Below are 14,051 nucleotides of genomic sequence, written 5' to 3'. Positions count from 1 at the left end.
AGTTCGGCTTTCGTCAGCGGATCGATCTTTTCCAGGATCAGGGTGATTCGGCGGTTAACCGCGCTCAACGGTTCTTCATCCGTCAGCATCTCGTCCCAGCCGCCTTGGCGGATCCAGTAATAGACGATTCGAATGTTGGGCAGCTTCAAATGCGCCTGTATTTCCTTCACCGAACAGCGGCGCAGGTAGAGGCGTTTTGCGGCTTCTTTAACTTCGGTCGGGTAGTTCATGGGCCGCAGTCTATGCGGCGAAAACCCCGGAAACGCGGGGTTAAATGCTGCGATCCGCCTATCTCCCGAAAATAGGAGAACTCTGAATTTCAACCGTTTGTTTGGCGGTAATCGGCTCCCTATCGTGGCGGCTCATTCAGCGATTGAGCGCAGTTACCACTCATGCCCCGTTCCCTTGTCTCCTACTGGAAACGTGTCGCCACCAGCGGCCCGACCATTGATGGCCGCGACATCCTTCCCCAGGAACTGCGCGACATCGCCGAGACCTACACCCCGGCCAAATACACCGCTGTGATCTGGTGTGACCACGAACGCTGGACAGGGTCGCACGGCACCGTATTTGCCGTGCGCCTGGTGGAAGAGGGCGACGATCTGGAACCGGGGCAAATTGCCTTGGAAGCGCAGCTGAAACCAAACGACCGCCTTCTGTACCTCAACGACCAGGGCCAGAAGCTGTTCACCAGCATTGAGATCACCCCAAATTTCGCGGGCACCGGCAAGGCCTATTTGACCGGCCTCGCCGTGACCGACGAGCCGGCCAGCCTCGGCACCCAAGAGCTGTATTTCTCCCAGCGAACCAGCCGCGCCGCGTATTACGCCGCTTCGCTGGAACTCGGCCCGCTGCCCGTGACCAAGAACACGACTGAGACCGAGCCGCCGGGCGAGATCGGACGTCTCGCTACGATGTTCACCCGCTTGTTCAAGTGTTTCGGCATTGAAGACACCCCCACCGAAACCACTCCGCAAACCCCAACCGAGAGCAAACCCCCAATGGATGAAGCTACTGCAACGGCCCTCAAAGCCCTGCTGGCCCAGCTGCTGGTCGTCGCCGCTGGCATTCAGGCCGTGATCGAGCCTGCCGCTGAAGACGCACCAGAACCCGATCAAGCCCCGATCGACGACGTAACTGCGGCCGTAGACGATATCGTCACGACTGCAGAGGCTGAGCGCGAATTTCAGCGTACCGGTGGCGGGAACAAGGCCTTGCTGGCAGCGTTCACCACGCTGCAAAAAGAGTTCACCGCACTGAAAAACACTACCAATGGTCGTCAGCTGCCACGCTCCACCGGTGCCGCCGACAAATCCAAAGTGCGGGTGCTCTGACATGGCTCGTTCCCTGAGCGCCTACGGCGCCAAGATGTACGCCGAAATGCAGCTGGCGATCGCCGAGACCTACGGTGTCGCGCTGTCCAGCAAGATGTTTTCCGTTGAACCGTCGATCGCCCAGGAGCTGAACGACGCAATCACGGCAAAAGCGGACTTCCTGCAGCGCATCAACGTCATTCCGGTGACCGAGATCAAGGGCGAGAAGGTGTTTATCGGCGTGTCCGGCCCAGTCACGGGCCGCACCAACACCAAAACCACCGATCGCGAAGCGAAAGACGCTTCCGAGCTGGACAACTCCACCTACGAACTCTCGTCCACCGAGTCGGACGTGGGTCTGCCGTACGCAAAAATCGACGCCTGGGCCAAATTCCCGGACTTCCACCAGCGCTATTCCGCTGCAGTGCAGAAGCAGATCGCCCTCGATCGCATCATGGTCGGTTTCCACGGTGTGAAAGCGGCTGCGCAGACTGATATCGCTGCTTACCCGATGCTGCAGGACGTGAACAAAGGCTGGCTGCAGCAACTGCGCGAGCAAGCGCCGCAGCAGGTGCTCAAGGAAGGCAAAGCCGCCGGCAAAGTCACCTTGGGGGTGGACGGTGATTACGCCAACCTTGACGCCCTGGTGCATGACACCAAGCAAATGGTGGACGAGCGTCTGCGCGACGGTGGTGACCTGGTCGCGATCATCGGTTCCGACCTGTTGGCGGCCGATAAGGCGAAGTTGTACGCCAAGCAAGGCGACGTGCCGACCGAGAAAGAGCGCATCGAAGATGCCCAGGTGATCGCCACCTACGGCGGTTTGCCAAGCTTCAGCGTGCCGTTCTTCCCAGTCAACGCTGTGCTGGTCACTAGCTGGGACAACCTTTCGATCTACTTCCAGGACTCCAGCTGGCGCAAGCAAACCGTGGACAACCCGAAACGCTCCCGCGTCGAGGATTACAACAGCCGCAATGAAGGCTATGTGATCGAGCAGCTGGAGAAAATCGCGCTGACCGAGAACGTGGAGCTGGTGAAGTGAGCCTGGCTCTCGCGCACAAGCGCCGCACTTTGGCTCAAGGAACCGCTGCAGTGATTGCTGCTGCAGCGGCACCGGCGGCGTATTCGCCGGCGGAAGCCCTGAGCAGCCCGGCCAACGCGAAAAAGCACCTGCTGCTGATGGAAGCGTCGCTGGATCAGGATCTGCAGCGCCTGAGCGATATCAAGGGGCTCGCTGGGCGTCAGGCACTCAAGCGCGAGGAGCTGTTGCCCAAGTACCAGGATTTCATTCAGCGCTACAAGGACTCGGGTCTGGTGATGCCGAATCGCGTTCTGGTGCAGGTGATGGTCTGGCTGTTCGACACCGAGCAGTTCGAAGACGGCCTGGCACTCGCGGACTTTGCGATCGGGCAGGGCCAGGAGATGCCCGAGCGGTTTAAGCGCCGCGACGTGCAAACCTTCGTTGCGGACGCCGTGATCGATTGGGCTTACGCCGAATACAACGCGCAACGCAGCCCGGAGCCGTACCTGTCCTATCTGCTGCCGCGTGTCGACGGTGAATGGGAGCTGACCGAACAGATCCCGAGCAAGTACCACAAGTTGATCGGCATGCGCGCCATGGAGGCCGAGCAGTGGGAAACCGCGCTCCAGCATCTGGAACGCTCCACCGAGCTGTACGCGAAAGCCGGCAATGAGACGCGCATTGCGAAGTGCCGCAAGGCGATCGCCAAACAAGCACCCGCCGTGATCGGCGCCCAATAACCGACTACCCCCCAGCGGGGAACTGTGGACGTGTGTCTGCCATTCATGGCCAGCCCCACGGAAAACAGTCTCCCCGCCCTATTTGAGCGGCTAGCAATGAGCTTTTCCGGGAACCCGACCACCTTTGTGGAACAGACGATTGAGAACGACGGCTTTTGGCCGAACCTCTCCGTGACCGAGTTCCAGAAGGGCTACCGCCTGCCGGCGGAGTTCCTGGGCACGTTGCTGGTCGACGCCCTGAGTATTGCCATGGCCGAGGTCAATACAGACCTGGCCAAGCTCAAAAACCGCTGGCGGCTCCTCGGCATTGCCAATGTCGAAGCGGCCGAACCGTCGACGCCTGAAAGCGCACTGCGGGTCAGCTTGTACAAGCGCGCCGTGTATTGCCGCGCCAAGGCCAGCGCCTTGCCTCAATTTGCATCGGTTACCCGCCGCGAAAGCGCTGAGAACACCGCCAAGGAAGCGCCCGAGCTTAAAGAAACCTTCTTGGCATTCAGCCAATCCGCCGTTCGTGCCCTGCAAGGCCGTGGCCGAATCACGGCGGCGCTGCTGTGACCAAGTTGCAAGGGTTGACCGCCTACCTACGGGAACGCCATCTGGTCGCGCCTGAACAGCTCGACAGTTTCACCGAGCAGGTGAAGCTCTCGCTGATCTGGAAACCCGACATCGACGGCATGCACTTTGCCGACATGCACTATCGCGCCGCGATTGTCCTGGAGCGTTTCGCCGACCATCCGGCGCGCCTGATGGCTCTGGTTGGGAGTTGGTTGGAAAACCACGACTCCAACCGCGACCACCACGAACTGCCGGCGCCGGAGTTCCTTGTAGAACCGTTGGATAACGACCTCTTCGACGTGGAAATCACGCTGGAGTTTGTCGAGCCGCAGTATCTGGCCGAAGACCCTGCCGGCGAGATCGGCGCCTTCGGTAAGACCTGGGCTTTCGTCCCGTTTGACCTGTGGGTTGCCGAGAACGGCGAGGTGGCCACCGGTGACCGCTAATCCGTGCGACCTCGATGTCAGGGGCTTACTCAACGTCGACGCTCAACTGGCGCTGCTGGAGCTGCCGCCGGTGCTGCGCCGTCGTCTGCTGAACAACGTCACCAAGCGCGTGCGCTCGATGAGCCGCAAGCGTCAGCGCGCCCAGCAAAACGTCGACGGCTCGCCGTTCGCTGAACGCAAGGGATCAGCCAAGGGCAAGAAAAAGATGGAAGCCGGGCTGGCCAAGCTGCTGCAAGTCACGCGAGTCAGTGCCGACGAAGCCGAACTGGGTTGGAAAAACGCGCTGACTCGATGGGTCGCCACGCAGCAGCACAACGGCGCCACCGAGCGGCGCACGGCTGCACAGATGCGCCGCTGGAACACCGTCCCGCCTGGCATCGCTTGCACCGACAAACAGGCGAAACGCCTGCGCCGTTTGGGTTTTCGCGTCCGCCAGAAGGGCAAGAAGACGCCGGCCCGGCCTTCGGTTGCATGGATTCAACAGCATGTGAACTACGCCAAGGCCGGTCTGCTGATCCGCATTCTGAACGATGAGAAAACCGAGACATCTGGCGCGCAAAGTTGGGACATCACCCTGCCAAAACGTCAGTTCCTCGGCGTGGCGACCGGCAATGAAACCCGCGAGCTGGTTAACCAGGTCTTTCAACAAATCCTAACTTCACCCCGTTAACGAGGCACTACATGGCACTCGGTCAAGTCACCGTCGACAACCTCAATCTAGGCCAGGGTGCCGTGACAGAGGTTGAGCGTTACTTTCTTTTCATCGGCCCCGCCGCCAAAAACGTCGGCCAGGTCATCCCGCTGAACACCGACAGCGATCTGGACGCCGCCCTGGGCATCCCGGCGAACGACCTGAAAACCCAGATTACCGCCGCTCGCTTGAACGGTGGCCAGCGCTGGGCCTGCATGGCGGCCCCGATCGGTCCCGAGGGTGATTGGGCAACCGCACTGCAGAAAACTCAGCAACAAGGATTGTCGGTGGAAGCGGTAATCGTCACCAAGCCTGTCGACAAAGGGTGATGAACTGTCGGCCATGCATGACGCGGCCGTTGCCCTCAACAATACCTACGGCCGCCGGGTTTTCTTTCTGGCGAGCAGTGCCGGCATCGCCGTCGACCAGACCTGGGCGCAGTACCTCACCGAGCAAAAAGCGTTGGTAGCGGGTCTGGCAGCGCCGCGCGTTTCACCTGTACCGCAACTGCACGGTAATGACCTGGGCGTGCTGGCTGGCCGCTTGGCCAACTCGGCTGTGAGCATTGCTGATAGCCCGATGCGCGTGGCCACCGGCCCGGTGTTGGGGCTTGGCGACGTGCCTATTGATAGCGAGCTGATTCCGCTGCCGTCCGCTGTACGCAGTGAACTGGATCGGGCGCGGTTTTCTGTCACCCAGACCTACCCCGACTATCCGGGTGTGTACTGGGGTGACTGCAACATGCTGGACACCCCCGGTAGTGACTTTCAGGTCGTGGAATACCTGCGCATCACCGATAAGGCCGCTCGCCTGATCCGTCCGCTGCTGATCCGCCGTGTCGCTGATCGTCGCTTGAACAACACGCCCAACAGCATGGCGGTGAATACCAACCAATTGATGGCGCCACTGCGAGCCATGGCGAAGTCCATCAAGTTCAACGGCGAGGTGTTTCCCGGTGACATCGAGCCGCCGAAAGACGGCGACCTGGTGCTGGAGTGGCAGAGCAAAACCAAAGTCGCGGCCTACATCAAGCTCAAACCCCTCAACTGCCCGAAAGACCTCACGGCGAACATTGCCCTGGATCTTTCCACTGACAAAGCGGAGTAACGCCCCATGGCAAAGATTGGCGGCAAGAACTTCGACGTGAGCCTGGGCGATATCGCGCTGCACGTCGAAAGCTGCACCCTGGACATCACCGATAACTCGGCCGTGGCCCAAACCCGGGGCGTGCCTGACGGTTACGTCGACGGCGACGTGGCCGCTGCCGGCGAACTGGAGCTGGATAGCTCCAACTTTGAGTTGCTGATCGACGCGGCGCGATCGGCGGGCAGCTATCGCGAGTTGAAACCGTTCGATGCGGTGTTCTTCGCCAAGGCCGGTGAGGACGAACTGCGTGTGGAGGCGTTCGGCTGCAAGGTGAAGATCTCCAGCCTGTTGTCGATCGACCCGAAGGGTGGCGAGAAGACCAAACACAAGGTGCCGTTCGACGTCACCAGTCCGGACTTTATCCACATCAACGGCGTTCCCTACCTGGCTGCGGCCGAGATCGAGGGGATCCGTTAATGGTGGACTGGTTCGACCGCGCCCAGGAGCTGGAGCAACGCCAACGTGACCAGGCGATCAAGGCCCAGCTACTGACGCCTGTGCCGGTCGGGCCAAGCCTGACCCATTGCGAGGACTGCGACAAAGAGATCCCGCCGGCACGCCGTGCGCTGGGCGGTAAAACGAGATGCGTCCCGTGCCAGACGGGCTTTGAGCAGAGTAAACGCTGATGACGACCGAAACCGTACGCCTCGGAACGCTGGAACAGAGATTCGCGGTGTTCGAACACCGGCTGAGCGAGTTGGAAGACCGCCACGAAACGGTGCCTACCCGCGTGACCAAGTTGGAACAGGGGTTTGAACACATGGCCGGTCAACTGTCGGAACTGAACGCTGGCCAGCAGACCCTGACGGTCGCGGTAAACGACATCGGCGCGAAGGTCGGGCGCTTGCTGACCATTCTCACGGTGGTCGCTTCTGTGCTGCAGATGGTTGTGCCGGCACTGCTGCGGGTGTGGTTTCCATGAGGCTGCGCGGAAGGATTCAGGCCGGTGTGATTGCGCTGGCCAGCGCTCCGTTGGTGATCTTCCTGGGCACTTGGGAGGGCAACGGCCAGAACACCGTCTATGCCGACAAGTTGGCCGGCGGACTGCCCAGCGTCTGCAAGGGCATCACTCGACATACCAGCCCGTTCCCGGTGGTGGTCGGTGATTACTGGTCGCCTGAGCGTTGCGCGGAGGTGGAGCAGCTGGTGATCCGCAAAACCCAGCTGCAGCTCGCCGACTGCATCACCAACCCGAAGGTGGGCCAGAACACCTTCGACGCTCTGACCAGCCATGGCCACAACGTGGGTGTGCCCAGCACTTGCGCCAGTCGGGCGGTGACGTTGATCAATGCCGGCCGCATCGCTGACGGCTGCAGGGCGTTGGCCTGGGCACCGGACGGCAAGACGCCGGTATGGGCTTATGTGACAGACGCGCAGGGCCGCAAGCGCTTCGTTCAAGGCCTGCACAACCGCCGGCTGGCTGAAATGGAACTGTGCCTGAAATGAGTCTTTCCCCGTTGCGTTTGGCGCCTTTCGTGCTGCTGCTCGCCTTGCTGCTGTGGGTGGCTTTTGATCGGGTAACCGATCAGCGCGACGACGCCAGGCGCGAGCGCGACAGCGCGCAATGGGAAGCGAACGGCCTGCGTGAAGCGGCCCGGATCAGCGGCGAGATGCTGGCCGAGCGGGATGCGATCGACCAGCGAAACACCAAGGAATTGACCGATGCACTCACTGAAAACAAGCGCCTGCGCCGCTCTGTTGGCGATGGCACTGGCCGGCTGCATGTCCGCGCCACCTGTCCCGCCGCCGGATCTGTGCCCGCCGCCGCCGGCACCGCCCGCATGGCTGATGCAGGACGCGCCGAACTCGCAGCAGACGCTAGACCGGATTATTTCACCCTCCGAGATCAGCTTGCCTTAAGCCGGCAAATGATCCTCGGACTGCAGCAATACGTCCGTGGCGTGTGCCTGCGATCGCAGGCGCACCAGGACACCACTTTTTCCAACCTCAACAAGAGACCAACACCATGAGCCAACAGAACAACACCGAAATCACCCTGGTAGGTCGGCGAAGCGGAATTCACGTTCAGCCTGACCCCGGCTGACGTGACCAAATACTTCAATGCCCTGACCCAGACCAACAAGGTCGCCCCGGGCAACAACCTGCTGATGACCACCGTCAAGCAAGAGGAAAAGGCCACGCTGAAACCGTTGCTGGGCAATCCCGTGATGGTGATGCAGCTCGCCGGCGCGCTGCTTGAGGAGTACGCGCCGAACGTCGAGGTGATCGTAAAAAAGCGCACGAGCACGCTGAGCGCTTAAGCGAAAACGGCTTGGGCCAGCTCATGGCCCTGACGAGCCGCTGGCTACCTGGTGCCGAACCCACGCCCGAGGCGATGGGGACGGCCAAGTGGCTGGAGGACGAATACTGGAAACGCATGGAGTTTGCCGTGGCTAACGGCATCGCTCTTGCGCTGAACGGGTAACGACATTGGCAGACCGTAGCGCCAGCCTGGCTTTCATCCTGAGCCTGACCGACAAGGTCACCGCGCCCCTGGGCAAGGTGAAAATGGGTTTTTCCGAGCTTGCGGATCAGAGCGAACAGCACATCAAGACGATCGGCCTGGGCATGGCCGGCGTGACGGCGGCTGTGGTCGGGATTCGTGAGTCCATGGAACCGGCGCTGGAGGTCAATCGCGCCTTGGGCGACGTCCGATCGCTGGGCGTGGCCGAGGATGCGTTGTCTGCGCTCAATGCCAAGTCGCTGCAGTTCGCCGTCAGCTATGGCGAGAACGCCAAGGATTTTGTGGCCTCGGCTTACCTGATCGAGGGCGCCATTAAGGGACTTGCCGGCAACCAGCTCGCCACGTTCACCAACACCAGTAACTTGCTGGCGAAGGCCACCAAGTCTGACGCCGAAACCATGGGTGAATACGTCGGCACGCTCTACAACCTGCAGAAGTCCCAAGCGGATGCGATGGGGAAGGGCGCGTGGGTGGAAAAACTCGGCGGGCAAACCGCGCTGGCCGTGCAGCTGTTTCGCACGAGCGGCGCCGCGATGAAGGACGCCTTCAAGGAAGCCGGCGCGATCGCCACCACATCGGGCGTCGACCTTGCCGAACAGATGGCCGTGATCGGCACGCTGAGCAGCACCATGGAGGGCGGCGACGCCGGCGGGCGCTACAAAGCGTTTTTCGAGAACATCGGCGCCGCCTCGGAAAAGCTGGGCATGCAGTTCACCGATCAGCAGGGCAAAGTCCTGCCGATGATGACCATTCTGGACAAGCTGCAGGGCAAGTTCGGTGATCTGACCACAGCGTCGGCCGGGGCCAAACTGGTCGAAGCCTTCGGCGGTGAAGGCGCCCAGATAATCGGCGCGCTGGCCAAGGACACCGATCGGCTGCGCAACGGCATCGAGCAGTTGGGCAAGGTGCGCGGTCTCGAAAACGCCGAGCAGATGGCCAGGGCCATGGTCGATCCATGGCAACAGTGGGCTTCCCTGGTCGAGGTCATGCGCGTGGTGTTTGGCCAGGTGCTGATCCCGGTACTGACGCCGTTCATGAACAAGATGGTGGACATCGGCAAAACCCTGGTGCGCTGGTCGCAACTGTTTCCCAACATCACCCGGGTGATCGGCATCACTGCACTGACCATCATGGCCATCGTCGGCGCCATGTCGTTGTTGACCGTGGTGGTCGGCGTTGCACGGATGACCTGGCTGGGGCTGGTGTCGGTGTGGAAGGTTGTCCAGTTGCTCAACCTGCGCACGGTCGCCGGCTTCGTCCTGCAGAAACTGGCGATCCTGGCTTATATGGCCGTGATCTACACGCTCAGCGCCGGCCTTGCCCTGGTGCGTGGCGCCATGCTGCTGTGGCAGGGCGCGATCTGGCTGGTCAACGCGGCACTGTTGGCCAACCCGATGGTTTGGGTTGTGGTCGGTGTTCTCGCATTGGTGGCGGTCATTGTCGCGGCGGTTCACTACTGGGACGAATGGACGTCTGCCCTGATGAATACGGCCGCGTTCCAGTTCGTCGCCGACAAGCTCCAGAAGCTGTCCGACTGGTTTAACTCAATGGGCGGTTGGTCAGGCATGGCCAAGGCGGCATGGGACAGCATCGTCGGCATTTTCACCACGGCCGTTAACGGCGTGATCGAGCTGCTGAACAGCATCCCGGGCGTAAACATCGAAGCGCGTTTCGGCGGCATGCCTGAAGTGCCTGGCGTCGATGCCGCGACCAATGCCGCTGACACCGCCAACGCGGCGCAGAAAGCCCAGCAGACCATCAACGCGGCAATCCCCAGCCTTTCGCCGGCGCGCCCTTCAGCGGTGCCGACCGGTGGCTTGCTGACCAGCATCCAGAACAACAACAGCAGCCAGAGCAAGGGCACGCATGTGGAGAACGTGAACATTCACACGGGCAAGGCGATGACCCCGTTGGAGATGGAAAACATGGTCGCCATGGCGGTCGGCGGATGAGCGAATACATAGACCTGTTGATCGTCGACAACGACCTGGCACTGGATCCGTCACACCAGCCGTTGCTCATCGATGACCGCGCCTGCATCGCCCAGGACATCGCTCACATGATCCGCGACAGCGGGTTGTTGGTGACGCTGGTCGCTGAGCGCGATCGGCTGCGGCAGCGCGACTGCATCCAGCAACTGGAACTGCTGGTCGAGAACGATCAGCGCCTGGTGCCCGGTACGGCACGCATCACCCAGCAGGAACCGGGCGTGTACCTGGTCACTGCGAAAACCCTGAAATTCGGTTCGATTGAGGTAAGTCTGTGAGCCAGGTCGATTTTAAAAAGGTGATCGCCGACGCCGGCATCCCGACCACCGAGGCCGGTTTGAAGGCCGCGTGGGAAAAGGAGGTTGAAGCCCAAGGCGCGAAGGTGGCCAACACCAGCAGTTATTCGCCGTTCTGGCGGGTGATGACTGCGCTGGTGACCAAACCGGTGTTGTGGCTGCTGGACTTTCTGTGTCTGTCAGTGCTGCCGAACTTCTTTGTGAAAACGGCGGTGGACGCCTGGCTGGACATGCTCGCTTGGGCGGTCAACGTCGAGCGTAAAGGCGCGACCAAAGCCCAAGGCAAATTGCTGTTTACCCGGGCCGTGCCGGACGGCGTGCTGGAGCTGGAAAAAGGCATTGTGGTGCAGTCAGCGGCCATCAACGGCAACGTCTACAAACTGATCACCACGGCGCCGGCGATATTCGCAGCAGGCCAGCTGCAGCTGGAAGTGCCGGTGGAGGCGATCGAGTCCGGCAGTGGCTTCAACCTCGCCCCGGGTTACTACGCGATCTTGCCGGTGCCCATCCCCGGCATTGTCCAGGTGGTGAACAAGGACGGTTGGCTGGAATCACCAGGTGCGGATCCGGAACCGAACGACCAGCTGCGTTTGCGTGTGCGCAATCAGTTCTCGGCGGTGAACCAGTGGCACACCGACGCGGTGTATCGCGCCATGATCTCGGCCTTCCCGGGCGTACGTCCGGACGGCGTCTATTTCGAACACGGCGCACCGCGTGGGCCGGGCAGTGCGAACGCCTATGTGCTGTTTGACGCGGGTGTGCCGGCGGCCAGTTACCTGGAAAAGATCAACGCGCATATCCGCGACCAAGGCAACCATGGCCACGGCGATGATCTGCTGGCCATGGTCATGCCGGAAACTCTCTCCAGCATGGTCGTGAACGTCTGGCCGTTCCCGAATCAGACGCCAGAGCAGAAAGCCACACTGAAGCAGGAGGTGGAATTCTTTGTGCGTGCTGCCTTTCGCGAAAGCACTCCCCGCGACTACCAGCCCACGCTGACCTATCCGCAAGCGCGATTCAGCAAAAGCCGCCTCTGCACCGAGCTGCACGAACAATTCCCAAACATTGAAGCCGTGAAAATCACGCCGATGGTGGATGCGGTGAATGGTCTGTCTATTCCTCGACTGGAGAACCTGACGGTGGTGATTCAGTGATCAAGATCAAATTGCCGTTCTGGCTTGAAGGCACAGAGCTTTCAAAGCTGGTCAGTGCTGCACAGGCGTGGTGGGAAACCGTCACCGGCTGGCTGCGCTGGCCCTATTCGCAGATCGATCCCGACACCTGCCACATGAGCATTCTTGAACTGTGGGCCTGGCAGCGCGACGTGACGCGCTTTCAAGGTGAACCGGAATCCCTGTTCCGACTGCGGGTGAAATACGCCTTTATCAACTCCGTCGACGCCGGCAGCACCGCCGGCCTCAAGCGCATATTCGATGCGCCTTGGCGTGGGTTACGTCGAGATCGAGGAGCGCCAGCCCGACCGGGATTGGGACGTCGTACTGCTGAAGTTCAGCAACGCTCAGTTGTCGCTGAACCCTGAACTGTTGCGTGTGCTGATTCAGCAATACGGCCGCACCTGTCGCCGTTATGACTTCGTGACCATCACCCCCGTGGGGCTGCAAATCGCCCTGATCGACTTCAACGACGACCAGCAAACGCTGGTTGCCAGCCTGTAGGAGCGCACCGTGAGCGCCAGTATTACTTTGGCCGGCGAAAGCCAAATCGCCCTGAAACAAGGTCAACAAAAGCCGCTGACCATCACGCGGTTTATCTTCGCCAACGTGCCCGACCTGAACCCTGAAACCCCGGTCGACCGCGCTGCCGGTAAACCGCCGGCGGAGCAGATTGTCCACGTCTACGACATCCCCAAAGAAAACGCCGGTTTCGTGAATCCCAACCAGGTCGTGTACAGCGCCCAGTTGGGTTCGGATATCGGCGACTGGGACTTTAACTGGGTCGGCCTTGAGGACGCGGACGGCCTGCTGTTTGCCGTGTCCTACGTACCGCTGCAACAGAAGCGCAGGAACATCCCACCGCAGCAGATCGGCAACAACGTTACCCGAAACTTTCTGGTGGCCTATGACGGCGCCATGCAACTGACGGGCATCACGATTGACGCCAGCACCTGGCAGCATGACTTTACCGTGCGTCTTGCCGGCATCGATGAGCGTGAGCGGCTGAGCAATCGCAACCTCTATGGGCGTGCGTTCTTTTTCGGTAACTCGCTGATCTTCGAAAAGGTGGAGACCGGCTACCAAATCAATGGTGGCACGGCCTATGTCGAAGGTATCCGCGTAGCCATCGCGAAGTCAGAAGCCGTCACCGGAGTCATCCCTGTAGGCAAAGTATGGCTGGATGTTTGCCTTGAACGTCGGTTGAACGATCGGGTGGCGGTTTGGAAAGTGGTATTTGGAGAACAGGCGGATTACACCGACGCCGCCGGCGTGCGCCATTACTGCGTGCCGCTCGCCGACTTCATCTCACCCAGCAACATCGTGGATTTGCGGGACGCTGAGCCAGTCGGCGGTGCGTTGGTCAAATATCTTGCATCTCGTACTGGCGACTATCCGTTGCTGCGCGCCAGGGGCACGACAAAAGAGGACGTGGATCTGGGCAACCTGCCCAACGCGAAAAGCGATGATCCGGACACGAACAGCAGCCAAATCTTGGCGACGACCGCAGCCCTAAACAAACTCAAAACGCAAGTCGGCGATACCTTGAGTGGCATGGTGGCGGCGTTCGCCATCAGCTGGGCGCCGGCGGGATGGCTGAAGTGCAACGGGGCGGCGGTGTCACGCACAACTTACGCACGCCTCTTTTCATGGCTCGGAACGCTTTACGGCGCGGGTGACGGATCAACCACGTTCAACTTGCCAGACATGCGCGGCCTGTTTCCCCGAGGTTGGGACGATGGACGCGGCGTGGATCCCGGTCGGGGTTTCGGATCGTTTCAGGACATGGCTCTTCATTTGCACGCTCACACAGCCTCGGCCGCTGCTGTAGGTGATCACTTGCACACCGCCTGGACAGATGCGCAAGGCAACCACGTCCACAGCGCCTGGACTGATGCCCAGGGTAACCATGACCACGGGTTCCGAACTGTCGATAACGGTGCCGGCGTGAACGTTGGTTACCCAGCAGGCGGCAGTGTCTGGACGGAGCTTGAGATTGGTGGCGGGAAGAATGCCGACGGGCGACCGATGCGAACCGACTACCAGGGCAACCATGCACACAACGTCGGCATCGGCGCCGCTGGCCAGCACGCGCACAACGTTGGTGTCAGTGGCGGCGGTGCCCACACCCACGCCGTGACCGTCGCCGCCAACGGCGGTACCGAAACCCGGCCGAAGAACATGGCCCTTCTTTTCTGCATCAAGTATTGAGATCGAGC

General features: G+C 61.0%; 18 protein-coding genes and 2 pseudogenes. 19 read left to right on the top strand and 1 reads right to left on the bottom strand.

The annotated features are described in order from the left end of the window. The coding region (locus JFT91_RS23550) for a terminase gpP N-terminus-related DNA-binding protein (RefSeq protein ID WP_518524885.1) at positions 1-230 on the bottom strand (230 nt) is incomplete at its 3' end. A 162-nt stretch (positions 231-392) separates the two neighbouring features. Here JFT91_RS23550 and JFT91_RS23545 point away from each other — a divergent pair. The 19 genes and pseudogenes from JFT91_RS23545 to JFT91_RS23455 all read left to right on the top strand — a co-directional run bounded on the left by JFT91_RS23545 (position 393) and on the right by JFT91_RS23455 (position 14,043). Further along, the gene (locus JFT91_RS23545) at positions 393-1,334 is read left to right on the top strand and encodes a GPO family capsid scaffolding protein (RefSeq protein ID WP_201234005.1); all 942 of its coding nucleotides are present in this window, start codon (positions 393-395) and stop codon (positions 1,332-1,334) included. A 1-nt stretch (position 1,335) separates the two neighbouring features. After that, positions 1,336-2,355: a phage major capsid protein, P2 family gene (locus tag JFT91_RS23540; protein WP_201234004.1), complete on the top strand. Its 1,020-nt coding sequence runs from the start codon at positions 1,336-1,338 to the stop codon at positions 2,353-2,355. Continuing rightward, positions 2,352-3,074, top strand: coding sequence for a phage terminase small subunit (gene gpM, locus JFT91_RS23535; protein WP_201234003.1), 723 nt, complete (start codon positions 2,352-2,354; stop codon positions 3,072-3,074). Before JFT91_RS23540 ends, gpM begins: the two co-directional genes overlap by 4 nt. 96 nt (positions 3,075-3,170) lie before the next feature. After that, positions 3,171-3,629 carry a head completion/stabilization protein gene (locus tag JFT91_RS23530; RefSeq protein WP_201234043.1) on the top strand — a complete coding sequence of 153 codons (459 nt, stop codon included), beginning with the start codon at positions 3,171-3,173 and terminating at the stop codon, positions 3,627-3,629. Then, the gene (locus JFT91_RS23525) at positions 3,626-4,075 is read left to right on the top strand and encodes a phage tail protein (protein WP_201234002.1); all 450 of its coding nucleotides are present in this window, start codon (positions 3,626-3,628) and stop codon (positions 4,073-4,075) included. Before JFT91_RS23530 ends, JFT91_RS23525 begins: the two co-directional genes overlap by 4 nt. After that, positions 4,065-4,745: a phage virion morphogenesis protein gene (locus JFT91_RS23520; RefSeq protein ID WP_201234001.1), complete on the top strand. Its 681-nt coding sequence runs from the start codon at positions 4,065-4,067 to the stop codon at positions 4,743-4,745. Before JFT91_RS23525 ends, JFT91_RS23520 begins: the two co-directional genes overlap by 11 nt. An 11-nt stretch (positions 4,746-4,756) precedes the next feature. Next, a pseudogene (locus JFT91_RS23515) lies at positions 4,757-5,873 on the top strand (DUF2586 domain-containing protein). Positions 5,874-5,879: 6 nt separating this feature from the next. Next, entirely contained in the window at positions 5,880-6,329 is a 450-nt protein-coding gene (locus JFT91_RS23510) for a phage protein (RefSeq protein ID WP_201234000.1), read from the top strand. After that, positions 6,329-6,538, top strand: coding sequence for a TraR/DksA family transcriptional regulator (locus JFT91_RS23505; protein ID WP_116256721.1), 210 nt, complete (start codon positions 6,329-6,331; stop codon positions 6,536-6,538). Before JFT91_RS23510 ends, JFT91_RS23505 begins: the two co-directional genes overlap by 1 nt. Continuing rightward, positions 6,538-6,834 (top strand): hypothetical protein, encoded by a 297-nt coding sequence (locus JFT91_RS23500; RefSeq protein WP_128615521.1) that lies wholly within the window; start codon positions 6,538-6,540, stop codon positions 6,832-6,834. The genes JFT91_RS23505 and JFT91_RS23500 overlap by 1 nt, the downstream gene beginning before the upstream one ends. Beyond that, positions 6,831-7,358 (top strand): lysozyme, encoded by a 528-nt coding sequence (locus tag JFT91_RS23495; RefSeq protein ID WP_201233999.1) that lies wholly within the window; start codon positions 6,831-6,833, stop codon positions 7,356-7,358. Before JFT91_RS23500 ends, JFT91_RS23495 begins: the two co-directional genes overlap by 4 nt. Continuing rightward, positions 7,355-7,882, top strand: a complete 528-nt coding sequence (locus JFT91_RS23490) for a lysis system i-spanin subunit Rz (protein ID WP_201233998.1) — start codon at positions 7,355-7,357, stop codon at positions 7,880-7,882. Before JFT91_RS23495 ends, JFT91_RS23490 begins: the two co-directional genes overlap by 4 nt. 60 nt (positions 7,883-7,942) lie before the next feature. After that, positions 7,943-8,173: a putative phage tail assembly chaperone gene (locus JFT91_RS23485; protein WP_201234042.1), complete on the top strand. Its 231-nt coding sequence runs from the start codon at positions 7,943-7,945 to the stop codon at positions 8,171-8,173. Between the two features lie 23 nt (positions 8,174-8,196). Beyond that, positions 8,197-8,337: a DUF6890 family protein gene (locus tag JFT91_RS23480; RefSeq protein ID WP_191626909.1), complete on the top strand. Its 141-nt coding sequence runs from the start codon at positions 8,197-8,199 to the stop codon at positions 8,335-8,337. Positions 8,338-8,342: 5 nt separating this feature from the next. Further along, the gene (locus JFT91_RS23475) at positions 8,343-10,328 is read left to right on the top strand and encodes a phage tail tape measure protein (protein WP_201233997.1); all 1,986 of its coding nucleotides are present in this window, start codon (positions 8,343-8,345) and stop codon (positions 10,326-10,328) included. Next, positions 10,325-10,642, top strand: coding sequence for a DUF2590 family protein (locus tag JFT91_RS23470; protein WP_201233996.1), 318 nt, complete (start codon positions 10,325-10,327; stop codon positions 10,640-10,642). Before JFT91_RS23475 ends, JFT91_RS23470 begins: the two co-directional genes overlap by 4 nt. After that, complete coding sequence (locus JFT91_RS23465) at positions 10,639-11,814, top strand: baseplate J/gp47 family protein (RefSeq protein ID WP_201233995.1); 1,176 nt, start codon at positions 10,639-10,641, stop codon at positions 11,812-11,814. Before JFT91_RS23470 ends, JFT91_RS23465 begins: the two co-directional genes overlap by 4 nt. Then, a pseudogene (locus tag JFT91_RS23460) lies at positions 11,811-12,336 on the top strand (phage tail protein). The gene JFT91_RS23465 and the pseudogene JFT91_RS23460 overlap by 4 nt, the downstream one beginning before the upstream one ends. 9 nt (positions 12,337-12,345) lie before the next feature. After that, positions 12,346-14,043 carry a phage tail-collar fiber domain-containing protein gene (locus tag JFT91_RS23455; protein ID WP_201233994.1) on the top strand — a complete coding sequence of 566 codons (1,698 nt, stop codon included), beginning with the start codon at positions 12,346-12,348 and terminating at the stop codon, positions 14,041-14,043. Positions 14,044-14,051 lie beyond the last annotated feature (8 nt).

Source organism: Pseudomonas sp. TH08 (assembly GCF_016651275.1).
Lineage (GTDB): Bacteria > Pseudomonadota > Gammaproteobacteria > Pseudomonadales > Pseudomonadaceae > Aquipseudomonas.
The sequence above is the reverse complement of the archived record's forward strand: the minus strand, read 5'-3'. Positions and strand labels throughout refer to the sequence as shown.

What these genes read in the sequence shown, in the direction of transcription:
- JFT91_RS23545 (WP_201234005.1), top strand. Translation starts at nt 393, where the DNA reads ATGCCCCGTTCCCTTGTCTCCTACTGGAAACGTGTCGCCACCAGCGGC.
- JFT91_RS23540 (WP_201234004.1), top strand. Translation starts at nt 1,336, where the DNA reads ATGGCTCGTTCCCTGAGCGCCTACGGCGCCAAGATGTACGCCGAAATG.
- JFT91_RS23530 (WP_201234043.1), top strand. Translation starts at nt 3,171, where the DNA reads ATGAGCTTTTCCGGGAACCCGACCACCTTTGTGGAACAGACGATTGAG.
- JFT91_RS23510 (WP_201234000.1), top strand. Translation starts at nt 5,880, where the DNA reads ATGGCAAAGATTGGCGGCAAGAACTTCGACGTGAGCCTGGGCGATATC.
- JFT91_RS23505 (WP_116256721.1), top strand. Translation starts at nt 6,329, where the DNA reads ATGGTGGACTGGTTCGACCGCGCCCAGGAGCTGGAGCAACGCCAACGT.
- JFT91_RS23500 (WP_128615521.1), top strand. Translation starts at nt 6,538, where the DNA reads ATGACGACCGAAACCGTACGCCTCGGAACGCTGGAACAGAGATTCGCG.
- JFT91_RS23495 (WP_201233999.1), top strand. Translation starts at nt 6,831, where the DNA reads ATGAGGCTGCGCGGAAGGATTCAGGCCGGTGTGATTGCGCTGGCCAGC.
- JFT91_RS23490 (WP_201233998.1), top strand. Translation starts at nt 7,355, where the DNA reads ATGAGTCTTTCCCCGTTGCGTTTGGCGCCTTTCGTGCTGCTGCTCGCC.
- JFT91_RS23480 (WP_191626909.1), top strand. Translation starts at nt 8,197, where the DNA reads ATGGCCCTGACGAGCCGCTGGCTACCTGGTGCCGAACCCACGCCCGAG.
- JFT91_RS23470 (WP_201233996.1), top strand. Translation starts at nt 10,325, where the DNA reads ATGAGCGAATACATAGACCTGTTGATCGTCGACAACGACCTGGCACTG.